The organism is Bacillus cereus group sp. N14 (assembly GCF_016483555.1).
GTDB lineage: Bacteria > Bacillota > Bacilli > Bacillales > Bacillaceae_G > Bacillus_A > Bacillus_A wiedmannii.
On sequence record NZ_JAEHBQ010000002.1, the window covers coordinates 314959 to 336151 of the forward strand.

Consider the following 21193-nt stretch of genomic DNA (forward strand, 5'->3'; position numbering starts at 1 on the left):
GTCCATGCGTGGCTATTTTTTTATTTTGTATTAAAAAATCGGCGGAGTAACAGAAAATAAAACAATTGCATTTTTCTCAAATTGATTTACCCATTTATGTTTTAAATAAGCGGGTATTTTTACGCTATCACCAGCTTCTAATATGTATTCTTCTTCGTTTAAGTACAATGTGATTTTCCCGTCTAATACGTATGCTAACTCTTCACCTTTATGCTCTAGTACATTTTCTGATGAAGCTGTATTCGGTGGAACAGTCATAATTGCTGTTGCTAAATTTCCTGTGAAATCAGGTGATAACAATTCATATGATAAATTATCAATAATCATTTTTTTTCGTTTATGAGAACGCACAATTAAATCGTCTGTATTTGTATCTTCAAGTAAAAAGCTAAATGTTGGTACATCAAGAGCTTTAGCGAGTACTTTTAATGTTTGAATAGAAGGGTTAGCAGACCCACGCTCAATTTGACTTAACATAGATGGTGTAATACCTGCCATCGTTGCTAGTTCTTTACTCGTTAAACCTTTTTCTTTTCTTTGCTTTTCAATCTTTTTACCAATATCTATATTTTCCATAATGAAAGGCTCCTTACTAATTATTAAATTATATTTAAATAAATTAAATTAAAATTAACTAAAGTGAATAATTTATGTTAAACTATATTAAAATTAATTTAATTATAATTTATTGAATCGTAAGCTACAAGGTTATGAGGAGGAAGAGAAATGAAGGGAATAGAGAAATTAAAAGAGGAATATCCACTATTAAATAAATTAATCGCAACAGAAGAAGTGTTTTGGGTAAATCCGAACATGGAAAAGTATGAAACGGCAATAAAAGATTCCCCATTGAATGAAGAGAATGTAAAAGATGCGGAAGAGAGGTTAAAGCGTTTTGCACCATACATTGCGAAAGTTTTTCCGGAAACGAAAGAAACGGGCGGCATTATAGAATCACCTTTAGTGAAGATACCTACTATGAAACAGTCTTTAGAGAAAAATTACGGGAAACCTATATTAGGTGAATTACTATTAAAATGTGATAGCGGGCTTCCGATATCAGGATCCATTAAAGCTAGAGGTGGCATTTATGAAGTGCTGAAGCACGCGGAGAAATTAGCTTTGCAGCATGGAATGTTAACAGAGGATGAAGATTACTCCATTTTAGATAGTGATACATGTAGAGAGTTTTTTGCAAAATACTCAATTGCGGTAGGTTCTACCGGTAATTTAGGACTAAGCATTGGGATTATGAGTGCAAAACTAGGTTTTAACGTAACTGTTCATATGTCAGCAGACGCAAAAGAATGGAAAAAAGATTTATTAAGAAGTAAAGGTGTAGAAGTTATTGAATATGAAGCTGATTATAGTAAAGCAGTAGAAGAGGGGCGTCAGCAAGCAGATGCAGATCCTAGCTGTTATTTTGTAGATGATGAAAACTCACATGATTTATTTTTAGGATACGCAGTAGCAGCATCGCGTTTACAAAAGCAATTAAAAGAGTTACAGATTGTAGTAGATGAAGAGCACCCTTTATTCGTTTACCTTCCGTGCGGAGTAGGGGGCGGACCTGGCGGAGTCGCATTTGGTTTAAAGTTATTGTATAAAGACAACGTACACTGTTTCTTTGCGGAGCCTACGCACTCTCCGTGTATGTTACTCGGTTTAATGACAGGACTGCATGATAAAATTGCCGTTCAAGATATCGGGATTGATAATGTAACAGACGCGGACGGACTAGCGGTAGGAAGACCATCCGGGTTTGTCGGTAAAACGATGGAACCATTTTTGAGTGGAAATTACACAGTAAATGATGAAGAGTTATATAGATTGTTAAAAGAACTAGCTGATACGGAAAATATTTATTTAGAGCCTTCTGCGCTAGCGGGAATGATAGGTCCAGTGAAAGTATGTAAAGAAGATGAATATTTACAAAAGAAACAATTAATGGAGAAGATGAAGAAAGGTACTCATATTGTGTGGGGAACTGGTGGTAGTATGGTTCCAGAAGATGTGATGAATGGGTATTATAAAACAGGTGAGTCATTAACAATATTAGAAAAATGAGGCTAATTGTGGCCTCATTTTTTATTTATATGACATATGTATTATTATAAATTCTTTGTTATTTTCGCATTAGTTCATTATAGTATAGATATAAAGAACGAATATGAAATACATATAACAAAAAAGCTTTATTTTACATAATAAGAGGATGTGTATACGATGTCATTACAGACTAAATATATAGCGGGTATTTCGCTTGGGGTTATGGGAGTAGGTTTTGCGGCTTCTATCCCGTTTCAAGGAACGGTAGCTGGAGAGATTATTCAAGGGGGATTTGAAGCTGGATTAGTTGGTGGACTTGCGGATTGGTTCGCAGTTACAGCTTTATTCCGTCATCCGATGGGAATTCCAATTCCTCATACAGCGTTATTACCTAAAAATCGTAAACGAGTAACGAAAGGGCTCATTCATACGTTGGAAAATGAGTGGCTAACGAAAGAAAGTATTACGAATAAAGTAAAAGAAATGCAGCTAGCACAAATGGTGCTGCAAATTGCTGAGAGAGAAATGCAGTCTTATGCTGTGAAAAAGGGGATTGTAACGATCGCGGAGAAAGCGATTGTTTCAATAGATACGGAAAAATTAGCGGTTATTATTGAAAAAGAATTAAAAACATATTTGCATACAATTAATACAAGTAACATTTTACAAGTGCTTGTTGATCAATTAGTTGTGCAAGAATATGATGAAAAGACACTTGATTACATTTTAGTAAAAGTGAAAGATTGGACAGCGCAAGATGAAGCGCGTTACCAGCTCGGAAGCTTAGGTATGAAGGCGATGGAAAATATAAAAGTAGATGGATTCTTACAGTTTACTTTGAAATCGTTTATGAATATTGTAGATGAAGATAAAATTGGCGGTATTTTGCAGAAATTTATTATTAGCAATATTAACAGCTTACAAGATGCAGATAATAGTACAAGACAACTTATATTAGCGAAAATTCGTCAAGAAATTATAAATGTAAAAGAAAATGAAGCGTTACTACAAGAATTAGAAAATTGGAAAGAAAAATGGATTGCCAATTGGGATGCTACTGACAAAATTAAAGAAATGCTGGAGCAAGTACAACAAAGGGCAATTACTTTTGTGAAAAACGAAGAATTTGCGGATAAGTATGTTATTCCATTTTTACAAACACAAATGAATAAAATAAAAGAAGATGAACAGACTGTACAAAAAATAGAAGAGTGGTTACAAAAACAAGTTGTTACACTTGTTGAAAAGAATCATTCGAAAATCGGAAAACTTGTACAAGAAAATCTTGATAAGTTAGATGATAAAACGTTAATCGAAATGATTGAAAATAACGTCGGTAAAGATTTACAGTGGATCCGAGTAAACGGGGCTGTTTGCGGATTTATGATAGGATTAGTGTTAGAAGGAATTAAAGCGATTATATGAGAAAAACCTTCCACAATTGTGGAAGGTTTTTATTTTTCAATAATACTCATATTGATATTATAAGCTTTTTCAATATTTAACTTGTACGTCCCATTGCCTGTTTTAATTGAATTTTTATACCAATGTTCTTGGCCGTTGAATTCTTTATTTTCTTCTGAAGTATTCTCTTCTTTTTTCGTTAAATCTTCAACTTGTTCCCAAGGCGTGTTTCCGTGTGCTTCTTTTTTGTTTGTTACGGCGATTAAAGATACATCGCTTTCTTTCGTTAAATGGACAGATACATTTGAACTTTCTTGTACAAACCAATTATTTTGTAATTGACCTGGATAAAGGGATAGGTCGTTATTTGAAGCACGAACTTCTACATTTTTATTTTGCGGAAGAACAAGTGTCGGTTTGACCTGTGGTGCTGAATTCCATAACGTATGTTGAACTGGTAATGATTTTAAAGTGATATACATCGTTTCCCCAGCTGTTTGAACGGAAAGGAAATCTTCTTGTTTTAAATTAAGTTTTTCATTAGCTTTCGTTGTCATTTCATATGTTCCAAGAAGGTGAATTTGATTTGTATCATTACCCTCTATTGTTAGAGGATGATGCCCTGCATCCACTACGATTTTTTTGATAGATTCAGGTATATCAAGTTGTCCGTCTGGAATATTACTCGTTTGCCTAGTTGTATTCATAGAATGACGAACTTCGTCTAGTAATCCAGTAGATAATAAACAGTAAAAAGCAATTCCAATACTTCCTAAAACGCCGATAAAGAAAATACTAAAAATATCATATTTAATAAATGATTGTTCCTTCTTAGAGAACAGAAGGTATAGTAAAACTTCAGCTCCAAGTATGATAAGTAAAACTGGCCACCATGCAGTTAGTGTATCTAATACTTGAATTCCTTTTATGACTGAAAATAGTAAAAAGCATCCTAACGATATAATAGAAAGCCCCATTGAGAATGTTCCAACACGCCAAGTCCTCATTCGCTTGTCCCACCTTTGTTTTCTTTATTTCCAAGTAACAATTTAAAGCCGCCACCAATTAAAAGGAGAGCAACGATAGATGTTTGGAAATAGCGATAATATAGTTCGCTAAGATGAATATTAAATATAGTTACAAAATAATCATTCAAAATAGGAAGGACTGTTTGATTTAATAAATAATAACCACCGAGTGTAATTAACCCAATACCGATCCATCTTTGATGATTGATAAAATAATCAATGATAGGTTCGTCAGTTACGCGTTCTTTTCCGTATTTAGCTGTTTGCTGTAAAGCGTCAAAAAAGCTATAGAACCAAATGATTGGAACTAAAAATAAAAACGCTGAAAGTCTTAATAAGTCGAGTAAATATATGGAAAGTAAAAAGGCTGCCATAAGCTGAAGGCCGCGGCGTTGTAAGCCTAAATACATATGTCCTGCTCCGGGGAACATCGCTAAAATAGAAGCGAATGTTTTATTCTTCTTTCCTTGTTCACGATGCTCTTCAAACTCTTCGAAAATAGTACGATCATCTAGTTGCTCGCCACGTTCTTTTTTCTGGAGTTGCTGAACAACATCGAAGAAATTGTAAATCCATAAAACAGGTAATGTAATAAGGAAGATAAGGAAACTTTCTTGCGATGTTAAAAGTGCAACGAAAATAATCATACTTCCGATTCCTGTGCAAGCTACTAAAAATGTAAGTCCACGTTGCATAAGTCCTAATTGAAAATGTCCAAGTCCAGGGATGATTGATAGAAGAATGATATAAAATCGTTCGCTCTCTTTAGAGGACTCTGTAAATTCTCCGGTTGCTTGTTTTTTCGATTGATTAATAATAGTGATAACCAAGTCTAATAAATTGATCGCCCATAACACGACTAGTAAAAATAGAGAAAGAAAAGCAATATCACGCGCACCTAATGCTATTGTACAAAATGCTGCAAAGATAAATAGAAATACAGCCCCTCCGCTATATAAAATAAACCGTCCAAATTTCTTTAAATACAAATGTCCAAGCCCGGGAATTAGCCCTAATACAAGTGCTAAAAAGGGATTTTTATTCATGTTTTGAACCTCCGTCCTTTTTTGATGTGTCGACCGATTTGTTTACAATTTGTTGTGAGATAGAAGACTCGTTATGTTTTGAAGATTTCTCGAAATTTGATGTCGCTGTGAAAATATACTGGAATAAACCACTTACCATAAAAATAATTGTAGCCGCAGTCGCAATTATGTAGTGAATAATGGTGCGCTTTAGTGAGTTTGTTTTTATATTTTCATTAGGTTGTAGCGTTTCAAAATTAATTTGCGTCATAACTTCGTTCGTAAATGAATCATCATTTATCATTGGAAGGTTTTCATGTTGTTCATCGATACTTTCCATATAAAGTGCTAAACAATGATCACATTCATAAAGGTGTTCTTCCATAGATTCACGTTCATTGCTTTCTATAAAATCTAAAGTATAATTGCGCCAATCCTCTTTTGAATAATGCATCATAGAAACTCTTCCTCCTTCCAATGTTTTTTAATCCATTTTCTTGCCCGGTACAGTTTCATTTCGACTGTTTTCACTTCGATGTTTTCCTGTAAAGAAATTTCTTGATAACTTTTTTCTTCTAAGTAATGTGCGAGAACGACGTCACGGTAATTTTCGGGAAGTTCTCTCAGTTTTTGAGCAATGAGTAATTTTTGCTCTTTCGTCAATAATAAAGCCTCAATATTCTGAGAGGATTTTATATTTTCCTCAGTGTCTTTACATAAGGAGAGTTCTTCATTTTCTCTAGCTTTCTTCCTTTTATAATCAATAGCGTGATTAGTGGCAATACGTGCCATCCACGTTTTTAATCCGCGAAATTGATAATTTGGGAGAGAGGCGTGAATTTTTAAGAATACTTCTTGTGTAACATCTTTCGCATCTTCTTCATGTCTTAAAATAGAAAAGATAACTTGAAAAATATAATGACGATATGTTTGCACAAGGATACGAAAAGCATGTTCGCTTCCTTGCTGTGCTTTTTCAATTAATTGTTTTTCCTCAATGGGTCTCTCCCTCCTTTTTGACGCATTCTATTATATAGACGTAAGAAATGATAGGTCACCCTACACATGTTGTAAAAAAAGAATAATATATTTTTAGGAAGGAAGCTATATGAAAAAAGGTGTGAAAAAATGGTAAAAAGAAGTATATAATGAGCAAGTGGGAAATGTTACGTGAAGAAAGGATGTGAATGTTAGTAGGGGAAGGTCCATACTAACAAACATGAAAATTAAAATATTAATAGCGGATGATAATTCTTTTATTAGAGAAGGCATGAAAATTATTTTAAATACATATGAAGAGTTCGAAGTAGTAGATACAGTAAATGATGGGAAAGAAGCAGTGGAATATTGTAAAAAGAACGACGTTGATATCGCTCTTTTAGATGTTCGCATGCCAAATATGAACGGGGTAGAGGCAACGAAATTTATTTGTGAAGAAACGGAAACGAAACCACTAATTTTAACGACGTTCGATGATGATGAATATATTTTGGACGCAGTGAAGAACGGGGCGAAAGGTTATTTATTAAAAAATAATGATCCAGAGCGTATTCGTGATGCAATAAAAGGAGTATATAACGGTCAAACTGTTATGCAAGATGTAGTGCTTGATAAAATTAAGAGTAATTTAATGGAGAGCAAAGAGGACGAATGCAAAATAGATACAAGTCTTTTTACAGAAAGAGAACTTAGTATTATCGCATTAATTGCGAAAGGTTTCTCGAATAAAGAAATTTCAAAGCAACTTTTCATATCAGAAGGAACGATTGCAAATTATATTACATCAGTTTTAGGGAAAACTGGACTTGAACATCGCACACAAATTGCGATTTATTACTTAACAGGGAAAGTAGATTAAAGATATGGAATTTTGGTTAATTGTAAGTAAATTAATTGTATTTATATATATTGTGTTTAGTTACATTTATTTAAATGTTGTGAACTTACCATGGATTATACTTACTTTGCTTTTATATCTTTCTGTAAACGTGCTAATCTCTATATTTAAAAAAGATACGCACAAAAACATATTAACTTCTCTGTCAATTGGAGTAGTTATATTATTTGCATGGAAGGTTCATCCGTTTTTTATTTTGTTTTTACCATTGAACTTATATGAAATTATATTTCGTTATATAGAGAAGAAATGGCAGCTCTTTATCATTATGATGATTCCTATTATCTTTACAGAAGAAAGTATTCGAATGACATATGGATTAATTGTTGCATTTTCTTTTATCGTATTAACTATGGCAGATCGTTATATCGCTCGTGTATTAAAGCTGGAATCACAAAATGATAAGATGCGCAAAGATATGCAGCGGCTGACGAAAAGCTTACATGAAAATAAAGAGTACATAAAGCAATCAGAGTACACATTTAAGTTAGAAGAGAGAAATCGGTTGTCACAAGAAATTCATGATAAAATTGGCCACTCGATGACAGGGGCGCTAATTCAAATGGAAGCAGCAAAGAGGTTAATGGGGATAGATAAAGAAAAATCTGCCGAGTTATTACAAAATGCAATTCATATATCGAAAGATGGGATTGAAAGTATTCGGGTTACATTAAAAAATATGAAGCCGCCAACTGAGCAAATTGGTATTCATCGTATGAAATTATTCATAGAGGAATTTGCCGGTAAACATGATATAAATATTCCTTTCGTATATAAAGGAAATTTAGATATGATTTCGCCGATTCAGTGGAAGATTATTGGTGAAAATGTTACGGAGGCATTAACAAATGCGATGAAATATGCTGATGCGACAGTCATTTCAATCGATATTCATGTACTTAACAAGATGGTGAAAGTACAAGTGAAGGATAATGGAAAAGGTGCAGCTCTCGTTAAGAAAGGTCTCGGGATTATGGGGATGGAGGAGCGAACAGCATCAGTAAACGGAAAAATTATTGTAGACGGAAGAAGTGGTTTTTCAGTAACAATGTTGTTACCGATATAAAGGAATGGGATGAGGAGGAATCATCTCATATGAAAAAAGTGAATAATCTCATGTGAAAAGAATGAACTTCTGCACTGAGCAGGTTCATTTTTTTTGTTTATACTAAAAGCAGAGAAACCGAAATAGGGGTGAAATGATGAATACATTAGAAATTAAAAATTTAACGAAAAAATTTGGTGATTTCATCGCGGTAGATAATATGTCTTTATCTATTAAAGAAGGAGAGATATTTGGCTTTTTAGGATCAAATGGTGCTGGTAAAAGTACAACGATAAATATGATTGCTGGATTGTTAAGAAGTAATGAAGGTGAAATTAGCATACTAGGAAAAAATATAAAGAAACATAATCGATTTGCCAAAATGAACATCGGTATCGTTCCGCAAGATATTGCGATTTATGAAGAGTTAACTGCCTATGAAAATGTGAAATTCTTTGCTGGATTGTACGGGTTAAGAGGAGCTGAGCTAAAAGCGAGAGTAGAGGAAGCACTTCAATTTGTAGGGCTTAGTGATAAGCATAAAAGTTACCCGAAAAACTTTTCTGGCGGGATGAAACGAAGACTGAATATTGCTTGTGCGATTGCTCATAGACCGAAGTTAATTATTATGGATGAGCCGACAGTTGGAATTGATCCGCAGTCAAGAAACTATATCCTTCAGTCTGTTCGGAAATTAAATGAAATGGGAAGTACTATTATTTATACGAGTCACTACATGGAAGAAGTAGAAGAGATTTGTTCGAAAATAGCAATTGTAGATCACGGTAAAGTGATTGCAGAAGGAACGAAAGAACAGTTAAAAGCGATTATTACTGATACGAAAGACATTTGGGTTGAAGTGAAGTCAGTAGAAAATTTAGATGTAGAAAAGTTAAAAGAGATAAACGGTGTGAAAGCTGTTCAAGTTGAAGAGAACGTAATCAAGGTAAACTCGGATGCAGGAGTAAACAATTTAAATAAAATTATTCAGCATTTCATTAATCATGACATTGAAATTCGTTCGTTAGAGGAGCAGGCCCCGAACTTAGAAACAGTATTCCTTACGTTGACTGGAAGAAACTTACGAGATAAATAAAAGGTAAATGAAGAAAAGGTAAAGGGAGGTTCATCAATTGAACATCTTCAATATTGCAGTTATGCATATTAAAAGAGATTTCAGGGACGTAAGAACTTTAGTTTTTATGTTAGCATTTCCGGTCGTACTTATGCTTGTGTTAGGAACAGCGTTAACGAATGCATTTGATAGCGATAGTCAAGCGATTAAAGATATACAAGTGCTCTACAAAGATGAAGCGAGTAGCACATTTTCTCAAACGTTCGAAGCATTTACGAAAGAAGTCGATAAATCGGGTATTCATTTTAAAAAAGCTTCCGGCAGTATAGATGGGAAAGAAGAAGTGAAGCAAAATAAATATGCTGCTTATGTAGAATTAAATAAAGATGGTGCGAAATTTTACGGAAGTGACAAAAGTAGTATTGAGGGAAGTATTGTGGAAGGCATGCTTACAACATTTATTGATAAGTACAATGTAGCGGCCGAAGTTGCAAAAGTTGATCCTAGTAAGGTGAGCGCGGTTAGTTCAAGCGGAAATCATAATGATTATATAAAAGAAACATCTTTACAAGCTGCGAAAAAGCCAGGTTCTATGGATTACTATGCGGTTGTAATGACGACGATGATTGCACTATATGCTGGGATGGGAGCGAGTTCTTTAATTCGAGGAGAAAGAATACGTAAAACAGGAGATCGTCTCATTGCTGCACCTATAAGTAAGGCTGAAATATTCATTGGAAAAGTACTTGGTAGCCTAGTAGCAAATGCCCTTTGCGTATTACTTGTCATGTTATTTAGTAAATTTGTCTTTCAAGCGAATTGGGGCGATCATCTTGGAATCATATTTATTATTTTATTAACACAAATCTTCCTAGCAATTAGCTTCGGTTTAGGGATCGGATATATTACGAAAACAGCTGAATCATCGAGAGCAATTATTCTTGTAGTTGTGCAATTAGCCTCTATTTTTGGTGGTGCATATTTCGTAATAGAAGAAAATTTCGTTACGAATTTATCACCATTAACGTGGGCAAACACAGCTGTTATGAAAATTATTTATGCAAATGATATAGGAGCAGCACTACCGGTAATATGTTTAAATCTTGGAATCTCAGCACTCTTTTTATTAATTGCGATTATTGCATTACGTAGACGGGAGGGGCTATAGTATGAAAGATATTTTATGGCTCATACAAAAAACGTTATCTGTACTTTTGAAAAATAAAAAAGGGTTATTCATTATTATTAGTTTGCCGATAATCGGAACACTAATCTCCTTCTCGATGTATGGGAATATGGGGCAAGGGACGTTAAATATCGGGGTTATAAATAAAGAAAATCAATCTATAGCAAATGATACGGTGAAATTTTTAGAAGGATTAAATCATGTAAAGGTAAGTAAAATTAAAGAATCTGAAGTAGAAGATAAACTCACTTCCAAAAAACTTGATGGAGTTATTACATTAGATTCTGGTTTTTCAAAAAGCGTTCGAGAAGGGAAACCAAATCATATTGAAATTTCATCGATTAAAGGTGATCAAGTAACAGGATTTATAAAATCATATTTATACAATTATATTGATAATGTAGCAGCTATTAGTAAAGTAGCAGGAACAGATCAAAGTGCATTTGATACTATGTACGCAGGATATCAAAAAGGTTCATTTAAAATGAAAACTGAGACGCTAGAAGATACTTCAAAAAATAAAGATATGACAAACCAAACGATGGGTTATCTTATTATGTTTATGCTGTTTTCAGCAGCGAACTTATCAGGTTATATTTTAAAAGAAAAAGAAAATAGAACGTATTTTAGACTCTTATCAACGCCGATAGATGGGAAGAAATTCATAGTATCTAATGTCGGGGTAAATATGATGATACTCACAATACAAATTTTGATTACAATCCTATTCCTAACGAATGTTTTTCATACGAATATCAATATGCCTTTCATAGTGATGCTTGGCGTACTCATGCTATTTGCTTTAATAGCGATTGGAATATCGTTAGTGCTTGTCGCATTTTCGAAAAACTCAGCATCGGCAAATGCACTGCAAAATATGATCATTGTACCGACATGTTTACTCGCTGGATGTTATTTCCCATATGACATTATGCCAAAAGCAGTGCAAAAAGTAGCTGATTTTCTTCCGCAGAGATGGCTATTAGACACAGTATCAAAACTACAACAAGGAATTCCAATTTCAGATTTGTATTTAAATATTTTAATCTTAATTGCCTTTGCGGTAGCATTCTTCTTAATTGCTATTTATAAGTTTGGAAGAAATAATGATGCGAGGAACTTTGTTTAATATGAAAAGGGTGTGACGTAAAGTCGCATCCTTTTTTGTATGAAGCATGAAATGTAAATTGGAATGACAAAATAGAAGAGTGGAAAGAAAATGAGCGGAAGGAAATCAAAATGATTAAAAAAATATTGCGAGTTACTTCTATTATTATTGCTATTGTTGTTTTTATTGTAATTTGGATGCATATCGATGTTACTTTAGGAAGGAAAATGGAAGCCGGGAAAAACATGCCGACAGAGTATGCACCTCATTATAGTGATTTTCAATTATATGTTGAAGGGAAGTCATTTTATAAACAGTTATTTACTGATATAAGAGAAGCGAAGCAATCTATTTATACGTATTTTTTTATTTTGTCGGATGATAAAAGTAGCCATACTTTTTTAAACTTATTAAAAGAGAAGGCAAAAGAAGGAGTAAACGTATATTTATCTGTTGATTTACTTAACGATTTATCATTTGAAAGAAAGATGAAAAAAGAATTACAGGAAAATGGTGTGCATTTTACATATAGTAGAAAACAGGAATTACCATTCGGGTTTTATTCCCTTCATCATCGTAATCATCGCCGCATTACAACGATTGATGGAGAGATTGGTTATACGGGTGGTTTTAATATAGGGGATGAGTATTTAGGGAAAGATAAACACTTTGGGTACTGGAGAGACTATCATGTACGGATAAAAGGTGAAGGTGCAAAAGATTTAGAGGAACAATTTGCTTTAGATTGGAAACGAGATACGAAAGAAGATATAAAGAGGAGTACGAATAAGGCTAGTAAAGGGAATACATTGCATACTATGGTGAGTTACAATGGACATTACGTTGCTAAAAAATATATAGAGCTAATAAAACAAGCTCAGCACTCAATTGTAATTGCAACGCCGTATTTTATAGCGAAAAATAAAGAATCAATGAATGCTTTAATCGCAGCCCAAAAGCGTGGTGTTACAGTAAAAATACTTTGGTCATATAAACCAGATCTACCTCTTATAAAAGAAGCGGCGTATCCATACATACGTCAAGCTGTTAATAATGGGATTACTGTATATGGGTATAAAAAAGGAATGTTCCATGGCAAATTAATGCTTATTGATAATGAATTAACCGTTATTGGCACAACAAACTTTACTTCGCGTAGCTTCAATATAAATGATGAAATGAATTTTTATATTCATGGTGGCCCTATTGTAGGGCAAGTTAATACGGTGTTAACAGAGGATTTTCGTGATTCAAAAGAAATGACGAAAGAATTTTTTGAGAAGTTATCTTTTTGGGAGCGTTGTAAGGAGAAATTGGCAGGGTTGGTGGATTTTTATTTATAAATTTTAAAGAAAAGGGAGTCTTTTATAGACACCCCTTTTTTATGAGAAATAATTATTTCTCATGCACAAGCAATGAAGCATCATCATTAATCAATGTCCCGACATGCTCACCTAAGCAAATTCTTTTCATAACTCCAGGCTCATCAAAGTTAAAGACGTGTGCTGGCAAATTATAATCACGGGCAAGTAATAAAGCGGCTTGATCCATTACTTGTATGTTTTGCCTAACAATGTCGTTATAGTTTAGTTTTCTGTACATTTTTGCTGATTTATTATGTTTTGGATCACTAGTAAAGACGCCATCTACTCCTTGTTTTGCGACTAATATAGCATCACTATTCATTTCAATGGCTCTTTGGACACTTGGATAATCTGTCGTAACAAATGGTTGCCCGTTACCACCTCCAAAGATAATGATATAACCATTATCTAAATGATGTACTGCGCGTAGGCGGATATATGGTTCAGCTACAGCATTAAACGGGATGGAAGTCATAACGCGTACTTCTTTATTTGTTTTACTTGTTAAAACGCCGCGTAGCATTAGACTGTTGATAATTGTACCTAATGTACCGATATTATCAGCTTCTACACGATCAATTCCCCATTCTTCAGCTAAATGGCCTCTGAAAATGTTACCGCCTCCGATGACAATAGATACCTCGATACCTAAATCAACAATGGATAAAATCTCGTTTGCGATATGTTCTAATCTTTTGGAGTTAAAGCTATTTCCGGTTTGATCGGCAAGTGCACCGCCGCTTAATTTAATTAAGACACGTTTATATGGCCTCATAACAATTCCCCCCTATATAGATCGCAATAAAAAAGGAACAAAGGCAAATGCCTTTGTTCCTTTTTAAGAAAATGAAAAAGAAAAGAAGAAGATAGGACGAATTTTTGTACATAATTTTTCATATCATCCACTCCTTTTCATTTCGATTTGTTGTAAGTGTATATCTTTTTGATTATACGAAACAATCTGATTACTTATCAAGTATATTTTATTTCTTTTTAATGAAAAGGTGTCAATGAAAAAGAAAAGAAAAATTTTCGAATTTTTTGTGACGAACTTGTAGGTTTTTGTATGATTTTGTAGGTTCGCCTATAAGATGTGTGAGTAAGCTTTTATAAATACGAAATGAAAGCGTTCGCATGAAGGGGATGAACATAAATGAAAAAATTCGGATTGGCAACACAAATTTTTGTCGCGCTTGTTTTAGGGATTGTAGTAGGGGCAATCTTTTATGGCAATAAAACGGCGATTTCTTATATCACACCAATTGGGGATATATTTATTCACTTAATTAAAATGATTGTAGTACCAATTGTTATTTCAGCATTAATTGTTGCGGTAGCAGGTGTAGGAGATATGAAGAAGCTTGGGAAACTGGGCGGTAAGACAATTCTTTATTTCGAAATTATTACGACGATTGCTATTTTAATGGGATTACTTGCGGCGAATATATTCCAACCAGGTACTGGCGTTGATATGAGTAACTTACAGCAAAGTGATATTTCTTCTTATAAACAAACAGCAGATGCTACAGAGAAGAAAGGTTTTGCTGAGACAATTGTTCATATTGTACCGAAAAACGTATTTGAATCGATTGCACAAGGTGACTTATTACCGATTATTTTCTTCTCAGTATTATTCGGTTTAGGAGTTGCGGCAATTGGAGACAAAGGAAAGCCTGTTTTTAACTTCTTTGAAGGTGTACTCGAAGCGATGTTTTGGGTTACAAATCAAGTTATGAAATTTGCACCATTTGGTGTATTCGCATTAATTGCAGTTACGGTTGCAAAATTTGGTGTAGCAACACTACTTCCTTTAGGAAAACTAGTGCTAGCTGTATACGTAACTGTTATACTATTCGTTGTGATTGTATTAGGTATTAATGCACGAATGGTTGGCGTAAACATTTTTACATTAATGAAAATTTTAAAAGAAGAACTTATTCTTTCATTTACGACAGCAAGTTCAGAAGCTGTTTTACCTAATATAATGAGAAAAATGGAAGAGTTCGGTTGTCCAAAGGCAGTTGCCTCTTTCGTAATTCCGACAGGTTATACATTTAACTTGACTGGATCGGCTATTTATCAAGCGTTAGCGGCATTGTTTGTTGCACAAATGTACGGTGTGCACATGTCACTGACAGAGCAAATAACGTTATTATTCGTTCTCATGTTAACATCCAAGGGTATGGCGGGAGTTCCAGGTGCATCATTCGTTGTTGTATTAGCAACGTTAGGTTCAATGGGGTTACCACTAGAAGGTATCGCGTTAATTGCGGGAATTGACCGCATTTTAGATATGATTCGCTCATCTGTCAATGTGTTAGGAAATGCATTAGCGGCCATTGTTATGTCGAAGTGGGAAGGCGAATTCGATAATGAGAAAGCAAAACAATATGTAGAAACAGTCAAAGAAACAAAAGCAGCATAAGAAATCGTTAAGGAGTGAATAATCATGGCAACATTAACTGAAGTTAAAAATGGTGTTCGAATTGAAAAAGATTTTTTAGGTGAAAAAGAAGTACCAAACTATGCGTACTACGGCGTACAAACAATGCGTGCAGTTGAAAACTTCCCGATTACAGGATACAAAATCCATGAAGGTTTAATTAGAGCTTTTGCAATTGTAAAAAAAGCAGCAGCGCTTGCTAATACAGATGTAGGAAGATTGGAATTGAACAAGGGCGGCGCGATCGCAGAAGCTGCTCAAGAAATTCTTGATGGAAAATGGCATGATCATTTCATCGTAGATCCAATTCAAGGCGGAGCAGGTACTTCAATGAATATGAACGCAAATGAAGTCATGGCCAATCGTGCTCTTGAATTATTAGGAATGGAAAAGGGAGACTATCATTATATTAGTCCAAATAGTCATGTAAACATGGCGCAATCAACAAACGATGCATTCCCAACGGCGATTCATATCGCAACATTAAACGCATTAGAAGGTTTATTACAAACGATGGGTTATATGCACGATGTATTTGAATTAAAAGCAGAGCAGTTCGATCATGTTATTAAAATGGGCCGTACACATTTACAAGACGCTGTGCCAATTCGTCTTGGACAAGAATTTAAAGCGTACTCTCGCGTACTTGAACGTGATATGAAACGAATTCAGCAATCACGTCAACACTTATATGAAGTAAATATGGGAGCAACTGCAGTTGGTACAGGCTTAAATGCGGATCCAGAATATATTGAAGCAGTTGTAAAACATTTAGCTACAATTAGTGAACTACCACTTGTTGGTGCAGAAGATTTAGTAGATGCAACGCAAAATACGGATGCATACACTGAAGTATCTGCAGCACTTAAAGTATGTATGATGAATATGTCTAAAATTGCGAATGACCTTCGCTTAATGGCATCAGGTCCACGTGTTGGCTTAGCGGAAATTATGTTACCTGCTCGTCAACCAGGTTCATCTATTATGCCAGGGAAAGTAAACCCTGTTATGCCAGAAGTAATTAATCAAATTGCGTTCCAAGTAATTGGTAACGACCATACAATTTGCCTTGCTTCAGAAGCAGGACAATTAGAACTAAACGTTATGGAGCCAGTACTTGTTTTCAACTTACTTCAATCTATTAGCATTATGAATAACGGTTTCCGTGCCTTTACAGATAATTGCTTAAAAGGAATTGAAGCGAATGAAGATCGCTTAAAAGAGTATGTTGAGAAGAGTGTAGGAATTATTACAGCCGTGAACCCTCATATCGGTTATGAAGCAGCAGCTCGCGTTGCGAAAGAAGCAATCGCGACAGGGCAATCCGTTCGAGAACTTTGTGTAAAAAATGGTGTATTGTCACAAGAAGACTTAGAGTTAATTCTAGATCCATTCGAAATGACACACCCAGGGATTGCAGGAGCAACTCTTTTAAAGAAAAATTAAAAGAAGAGGGGGACAATCCCCTCTTTTTTGTTTACAATATAGAAATGCTATATATGAATAGAGGTAGGGATGTTATGAGTAAGTTTACAGTAGCTTCTAATGGTTCATTAGAAACGACATTAAGAGGAGTAGAAGTATTATCAACACCACTTTTAAATAAAGGGGTCGCTTTCACGCAAGAAGAGAGAGAAGAATTAGGTTTAAAAGGGCTTTTACCGCCAGCAGTTTTAACATTAGAAGAACAAGCACGCCGAGCATATGAACAATTTTGTTCTCAGCCGGATGATTTATTAAAGAACGTATACTTAACAGCGTTACATGATCGAAATGAAGTGTTATTTTATCGTATATTAACAAACCACTTACGTGAAATGTTACCAATCGTATATACACCAACAGTAGGCGTAGCGATTCAAAGGTATAGTCATGAATACCGTAAACCACGAGGTGTATATTTATCAATTAATGACCCGTCAGGTATTGAAGACGCATTTGCCAATATCGGTGCAACAGCTGAAAACATTGATTTAGTCGTTGTAACAGATGGAGAAGGCATACTTGGAATTGGTGACTGGGGTGTTGGTGGTATAAACATCGCAATTGGGAAATTAGCTGTTTATACGGCCGCAGTTGGAATCGATCCTAGCCGTGTATTACCGGTAATTTTAGATGTAGGTACAAATCGTGAAGAATTATTAAATAATCCATTTTATATTGGAAATCGTCACCCTCGTATAACTGGTGAAGTTTACGATGAGTTTATTGATACGTTTGTACAAGCGGTAAATAAGCAATTCCCGAAAGCACTATTACATTGGGAAGACTTCAGCTCTCGAAATGCACGAAAAATTTTAGATAAATATCGTCATGATATTTGTACATTTAATGATGATATTCAAGGTACAGGTGCAGTTTCACTTGCTGCTGTGTTATCGGCAGTGAAAGCTTCTGGTGTACCACTAAGTGAACACCGCGTTGTTGTGTTTGGTGCTGGTACGGCTGGAATCGGTATTGCAGATCAAGTTAGAGATGCGTTGGTCCGCGTAGGTGTGTCAGAAGAAGAATCATATAAGCGTTTCTGGTGTATTGATCGTAACGGATTAGTTACAGATAATATGGAAGATCTTCTTGATTTCCAAATTTCATATGCAAGAAAAGAAGCGGAAGTAAGTGAGTGGAAGCAAAATGATATGATCGGACTTGCTGAAGTTGTGAAACATGTAAAACCGACAATTTTAATCGGTACATCAACTGTTGCAGGTGCATTTAAAGAAGAGATTATTAAAGAAATGGCTTCTCACGCAGAAAGACCAATCATTTTACCGATGTCGAATCCGACGCCACTTGCTGAAGCAAAACCAGCTGATTTAATCAAGTGGACAGAAGGAAGAGCATTAGTTGCAACAGGAAGTCCATTTGAACCAGTTACATACAACGGTGTAACGTATGTGATTGGACAATCAAATAACGCACTTATTTTCCCAGGTCTTGGTCTTGGAACAATTGTCGTACGTGCAAGCGTCATGACGGATGGAATGTTTGCAGCAGCTGCTGAAGCAGTTGCAAGCATGGTAGATACAAGTCAGCCAGGAGCACCTATTTTGCCAGAAGTTGAAGAGTTACGTAATATCTCGGAAATGGTTGCAATTGAAGTAGCGAAAGTTGCTGTTGCAGAAGGTGTAGCTAGAGAGAATTTAAGTGATAACGATATTAAGATTGCAGTGAAAGAAGCAATCTGGGAGCCTGAGTATCGCCAAATAAAAGCGGTAGAAAAGGTTAGAATATAGAAATAAAGCCCGTTTATTATAATAAGCGGGCTTTCACTTTTATTGTCGAAAAAAGTATAGGAAGTGGCACCTTTGAATTGGAATCAATTATGGAAGAAAGATATATCCCTTTTAATTATATTAATGGTTGTTGTTCCGATTGCTGGAGAACTTAATTTTCATCCTTTTAACGATACGTTTCGCGTTAGCTTTGGGACACCGCTTTTCTTCTTTTTATTACTATTTTTAAGAAAAATACCAGCAGCGGCTGCAGGTATTCTTGTCGGTATATGTGTCGTTTTATTCCGTGTATGCCTTGATTGGATCATGCAAGGTTCATTTCATATGACAGAATCATTTTATTTGCGCTATCCTGTGTTCTTTTATTATTTTATTTATGGAAGTCTTTTTTCACTTTGTAGGGTGAATAAGTTTCATCAGAAACCAATCGTTATTGGGTGCCTTGGAATTACAATTGAAATTATCGCAAGTATGTCAGAACTTGCGATTTATCATATGGTAGTACTCGGTACAACAATAACAGTTTCTGAAGTGAATAAATTAATTATTATTGCTATTTTTCGTAGTTTCTTTGCACTTGGCTTTTTAAATATGATGATTTTATATGAAACGAAATTAAAAGAGTCACAAGTTCGAAAAGAAAATGAAAAAATGTTCATGCACCTTTCAAATTTATATGTAGAATCTGTTCACTTGAAAAAAACGTTACAAAATGCAGAATTGATTACACAAGAAGCATATCAACTATATCGAAATTTACAGACAGATGATGATTCCAGTAGTAAAACAGCATTGAAAATAGCAGGAGAAGTGCACGAAATAAAAAAAGATAATCAAAGAATTTTTGCAGGGTTATCTAAACTGTTATTAGATAAAAATGTGGCTGAGTATGTAGAAGGAAATGAGCTTACAGAAATGATTGTAAGAATAAATGAGAAATATGCTGAAATGCTAAGGAAAGATATACGTTTTTCAAAACATATAGAAGGTGAACACGCTGCATATCACGTGTATACAGTGCTATCAATCTTTAATAACTTAGTTACCAATGCAGTGGAAGCAATTGAAGATAGAGGTCTCATTCGTATTAAGTTATATAAACGAGATCAACATATAATCTTTGAAGTAATTGACGATGGCCCTGGTATTGCACAAAAGTATAAGAAATTAGTATTTAAGCCTGGGTTTACTTCCAAGTATGATCAAACAGGAACACCGTCAACAGGTATTGGACTTTCTTACATACACGAAATGGTAACAGAGCTTGGCGGAGAAGTAAGGTTAGAAGACAATGAAACTGAAAAAGGGTGTAAGTTTATCGTTTGTTTACCGGAGTGCAGTTTAAAGCGGGAAGGGGAATAGGTTTGTTTTATTATATCGTAGATGATGATGAAGTTTTCCGTTCGATGCTTTCGCAAATTATTGAGGATGGCGATCTTGGGGAAGTAATTGGAGAATCGGAAGATGGAGCGTTTATTGAAGCAGAACAGTTAAATTATAAAAAAGTAGATATTTTATTTATTGATTTATTAATGCCGATGAGAGACGGCATTGAAACAGTTCGCCATATAGCATCTTCATTTACTGGGAAAATTATTATGATTTCCCAAGTTGAATCGAAACAGCTCATTGGTGAGGCGTATACACTTGGTGTTGAATATTATATTACGAAACCACTAAACAAAATTGAAGTGGTATCTGTTGTACGAAAAGTGATGGAGCGTATTCGTTTGGAACGTTCTATATATGACATTCAAAAATCATTAAATAATGTGTTTCAGTGGGAAAAGCCGCAAATGCGTAGTGAAACAGTGCAAGAAGGAAAAAAGATATCAGATTCAGGACGCTTCTTACTAGCAGAACTCGGTATTGCGGGAGAGAACGGAAGTAAAGATTTACTTAGTATACTGGAATATTTATATGGACAAGAAAAGGTGCAAACATTTGAATTTGGATTTCCTGCTTTAAAAGATATCTTTCACCAAATAACATTAAAAAAATTAGATCATATAACTTCGGATGCAGCTATAGATAAGGAGAGAAAAGCATCTGAACAACGTGTAAGAAGAGCGATTTATCAATCCTTGAATCATTTAGCTTCCCTTGGACTAACAGACTTTTCAAATCCGAAATTTGAAAGTTATGCTCCGAAGTTTTTTGATTTCACTGTAGTTAGAAAGCGGATGACAGAAATGACAAAGGATGAAGTAGCAACTTCTGGCCATATACGAATTAATACGAAAAAATTTATTCAAGTGTTGTATTTTGAGGCGAAACGGTTGATGGAGATAGAGTGAAGAAGGTGCTTATAAATAAGCATCTTTTTTTGTTCAATC

19 protein-coding genes are annotated in these 21193 nt (G+C 34.7%); 13 read left to right on the plus strand and 6 right to left on the minus strand.

Annotated elements, in window-relative coordinates; genetic code table 11:
• Positions 1 to 30: 30 nt before the first annotated feature.
• Positions 31 to 576 (minus strand): helix-turn-helix domain-containing protein, encoded by a 546-nt coding sequence (locus JDS82_RS05050; protein ID WP_048561206.1) that lies wholly within the window; start codon positions 574 to 576, stop codon positions 31 to 33.
• A 150-nt stretch (positions 577 to 726) separates the two neighbouring features.
• Between JDS82_RS05050 and JDS82_RS05055 the strand changes: the two genes are divergently transcribed.
• Both JDS82_RS05055 and JDS82_RS05060 read left to right on the plus strand, forming a co-directional pair.
• Positions 727 to 2067: a D-serine ammonia-lyase gene (locus JDS82_RS05055; RefSeq protein ID WP_048561205.1), complete on the plus strand. Its 1341-nt coding sequence runs from the start codon at positions 727 to 729 to the stop codon at positions 2065 to 2067.
• 159 nt (positions 2068 to 2226) lie between these two features.
• The gene (locus JDS82_RS05060; protein ID WP_199712801.1) at positions 2227 to 3474 is read left to right on the plus strand and encodes a DUF445 domain-containing protein; all 1248 of its coding nucleotides are present in this window, start codon (positions 2227 to 2229) and stop codon (positions 3472 to 3474) included.
• Between the two features lie 29 nt (positions 3475 to 3503).
• On the opposite strand, the gene exsE is transcribed toward JDS82_RS05060, so the two are convergent.
• Genes exsE through JDS82_RS05080 form a run of 4 tightly spaced genes read right to left on the minus strand, consistent with a single transcriptional unit; the run spans position 3504 to position 6442 of the window.
• A complete protein-coding gene (gene exsE / locus JDS82_RS05065; protein ID WP_199712802.1) occupies positions 3504 to 4460 on the minus strand; it encodes an exosporium protein ExsE in 957 nt (318 codons plus the stop codon).
• Positions 4457 to 5527, minus strand: coding sequence for a hypothetical protein (locus JDS82_RS05070; protein WP_199712803.1), 1071 nt, complete (start codon positions 5525 to 5527; stop codon positions 4457 to 4459). The genes exsE and JDS82_RS05070 overlap by 4 nt, the downstream gene beginning before the upstream one ends.
• Entirely contained in the window at positions 5520 to 5963 is a 444-nt protein-coding gene (locus JDS82_RS05075; RefSeq protein ID WP_000972349.1) for a hypothetical protein, read from the minus strand. Before JDS82_RS05075 ends, JDS82_RS05070 begins: the two co-directional genes overlap by 8 nt.
• A complete protein-coding gene (locus tag JDS82_RS05080) occupies positions 5960 to 6442 on the minus strand; it encodes an RNA polymerase sigma factor (RefSeq protein ID WP_001195466.1) in 483 nt (160 codons plus the stop codon). The genes JDS82_RS05075 and JDS82_RS05080 overlap by 4 nt, the downstream gene beginning before the upstream one ends.
• A gap of 283 nt (positions 6443 to 6725) precedes the next feature.
• Between JDS82_RS05080 and JDS82_RS05085 the strand changes: the two genes are divergently transcribed.
• The 6 genes from JDS82_RS05085 (at position 6726) to JDS82_RS05110 (ending at position 13160) form a co-directional block, all read left to right on the plus strand.
• Complete coding sequence (locus tag JDS82_RS05085; RefSeq protein ID WP_000694104.1) at positions 6726 to 7364, plus strand: response regulator transcription factor; 639 nt, start codon at positions 6726 to 6728, stop codon at positions 7362 to 7364.
• Positions 7365 to 7368: 4 nt separating this feature from the next.
• Positions 7369 to 8469, plus strand: a complete 1101-nt coding sequence (locus JDS82_RS05090) for a sensor histidine kinase (RefSeq protein WP_075310171.1) — start codon at positions 7369 to 7371, stop codon at positions 8467 to 8469.
• A 136-nt stretch (positions 8470 to 8605) separates the two neighbouring features.
• Positions 8606 to 9544 carry an ABC transporter ATP-binding protein gene (locus JDS82_RS05095; protein WP_001093809.1) on the plus strand — a complete coding sequence of 313 codons (939 nt, stop codon included), beginning with the start codon at positions 8606 to 8608 and terminating at the stop codon, positions 9542 to 9544.
• Between the two features lie 37 nt (positions 9545 to 9581).
• Entirely contained in the window at positions 9582 to 10691 is a 1110-nt protein-coding gene (locus tag JDS82_RS05100) for an ABC transporter permease (RefSeq protein WP_199712804.1), read from the plus strand.
• 1 nt (position 10692) lies between these two features.
• Complete coding sequence (locus tag JDS82_RS05105; RefSeq protein ID WP_075310165.1) at positions 10693 to 11838, plus strand: ABC transporter permease; 1146 nt, start codon at positions 10693 to 10695, stop codon at positions 11836 to 11838.
• Positions 11839 to 11948: 110 nt separating this feature from the next.
• Positions 11949 to 13160, plus strand: coding sequence for a phospholipase D-like domain-containing protein (locus tag JDS82_RS05110; RefSeq protein WP_199712805.1), 1212 nt, complete (start codon positions 11949 to 11951; stop codon positions 13158 to 13160).
• A 52-nt stretch (positions 13161 to 13212) separates the two neighbouring features.
• On the opposite strand, the gene pyrH is transcribed toward JDS82_RS05110, so the two are convergent.
• Positions 13213 to 13956, minus strand: a complete 744-nt coding sequence (gene pyrH, locus JDS82_RS05115) for a UMP kinase (RefSeq protein WP_088082896.1) — start codon at positions 13954 to 13956, stop codon at positions 13213 to 13215.
• 378 nt (positions 13957 to 14334) lie between these two features.
• Here pyrH and JDS82_RS05120 point away from each other — a divergent pair, with 378 nt between their 5' ends.
• The 5 genes from JDS82_RS05120 (at position 14335) to JDS82_RS05140 (ending at position 21154) form a co-directional block, all read left to right on the plus strand.
• Positions 14335 to 15606, plus strand: a complete 1272-nt coding sequence (locus JDS82_RS05120; protein ID WP_000713278.1) for a cation:dicarboxylate symporter family transporter — start codon at positions 14335 to 14337, stop codon at positions 15604 to 15606.
• A gap of 24 nt (positions 15607 to 15630) precedes the next feature.
• Complete coding sequence (aspA, locus tag JDS82_RS05125; protein WP_048561196.1) at positions 15631 to 17070, plus strand: aspartate ammonia-lyase; 1440 nt, start codon at positions 15631 to 15633, stop codon at positions 17068 to 17070.
• 74 nt (positions 17071 to 17144) lie between these two features.
• Entirely contained in the window at positions 17145 to 18857 is a 1713-nt protein-coding gene (gene malS / locus JDS82_RS05130) for an oxaloacetate-decarboxylating malate dehydrogenase (protein WP_199712806.1), read from the plus strand.
• A 63-nt stretch (positions 18858 to 18920) separates the two neighbouring features.
• Positions 18921 to 20219 carry a sensor histidine kinase gene (locus JDS82_RS05135; RefSeq protein WP_199712807.1) on the plus strand — a complete coding sequence of 433 codons (1299 nt, stop codon included), beginning with the start codon at positions 18921 to 18923 and terminating at the stop codon, positions 20217 to 20219.
• 2 nt (positions 20220 to 20221) lie between these two features.
• Positions 20222 to 21154, plus strand: a complete 933-nt coding sequence (locus tag JDS82_RS05140; RefSeq protein WP_199712808.1) for a response regulator — start codon at positions 20222 to 20224, stop codon at positions 21152 to 21154.
• Positions 21155 to 21193 lie beyond the last annotated feature (39 nt).

Bases quoted from the DNA above. Each gene is read 5' to 3' on its own strand.
- JDS82_RS05050 (WP_048561206.1), bottom strand. From the start codon at position 576: ATGGAAAATATAGATATTGGTAAAAAGATTGAAAAGCAAAGAAAAGAA.
- JDS82_RS05055 (WP_048561205.1), top strand. From the start codon at position 727: ATGAAGGGAATAGAGAAATTAAAAGAGGAATATCCACTATTAAATAAA.
- JDS82_RS05060 (WP_199712801.1), top strand. From the start codon at position 2,227: ATGTCATTACAGACTAAATATATAGCGGGTATTTCGCTTGGGGTTATG.
- exsE (WP_199712802.1), bottom strand. From the start codon at position 4,460: ATGAGGACTTGGCGTGTTGGAACATTCTCAATGGGGCTTTCTATTATA.
- JDS82_RS05070 (WP_199712803.1), bottom strand. From the start codon at position 5,527: ATGAATAAAAATCCCTTTTTAGCACTTGTATTAGGGCTAATTCCCGGG.
- JDS82_RS05075 (WP_000972349.1), bottom strand. From the start codon at position 5,963: ATGATGCATTATTCAAAAGAGGATTGGCGCAATTATACTTTAGATTTT.
- JDS82_RS05085 (WP_000694104.1), top strand. From the start codon at position 6,726: ATGAAAATTAAAATATTAATAGCGGATGATAATTCTTTTATTAGAGAA.
- JDS82_RS05090 (WP_075310171.1), top strand. From the start codon at position 7,369: ATGGAATTTTGGTTAATTGTAAGTAAATTAATTGTATTTATATATATT.
- JDS82_RS05095 (WP_001093809.1), top strand. From the start codon at position 8,606: ATGAATACATTAGAAATTAAAAATTTAACGAAAAAATTTGGTGATTTC.
- JDS82_RS05105 (WP_075310165.1), top strand. From the start codon at position 10,693: ATGAAAGATATTTTATGGCTCATACAAAAAACGTTATCTGTACTTTTG.
- JDS82_RS05110 (WP_199712805.1), top strand. From the start codon at position 11,949: ATGATTAAAAAAATATTGCGAGTTACTTCTATTATTATTGCTATTGTT.
- pyrH (WP_088082896.1), bottom strand. From the start codon at position 13,956: ATGAGGCCATATAAACGTGTCTTAATTAAATTAAGCGGCGGTGCACTT.
- JDS82_RS05120 (WP_000713278.1), top strand. From the start codon at position 14,335: ATGAAAAAATTCGGATTGGCAACACAAATTTTTGTCGCGCTTGTTTTA.
- aspA (WP_048561196.1), top strand. From the start codon at position 15,631: ATGGCAACATTAACTGAAGTTAAAAATGGTGTTCGAATTGAAAAAGAT.
- malS (WP_199712806.1), top strand. From the start codon at position 17,145: ATGAGTAAGTTTACAGTAGCTTCTAATGGTTCATTAGAAACGACATTA.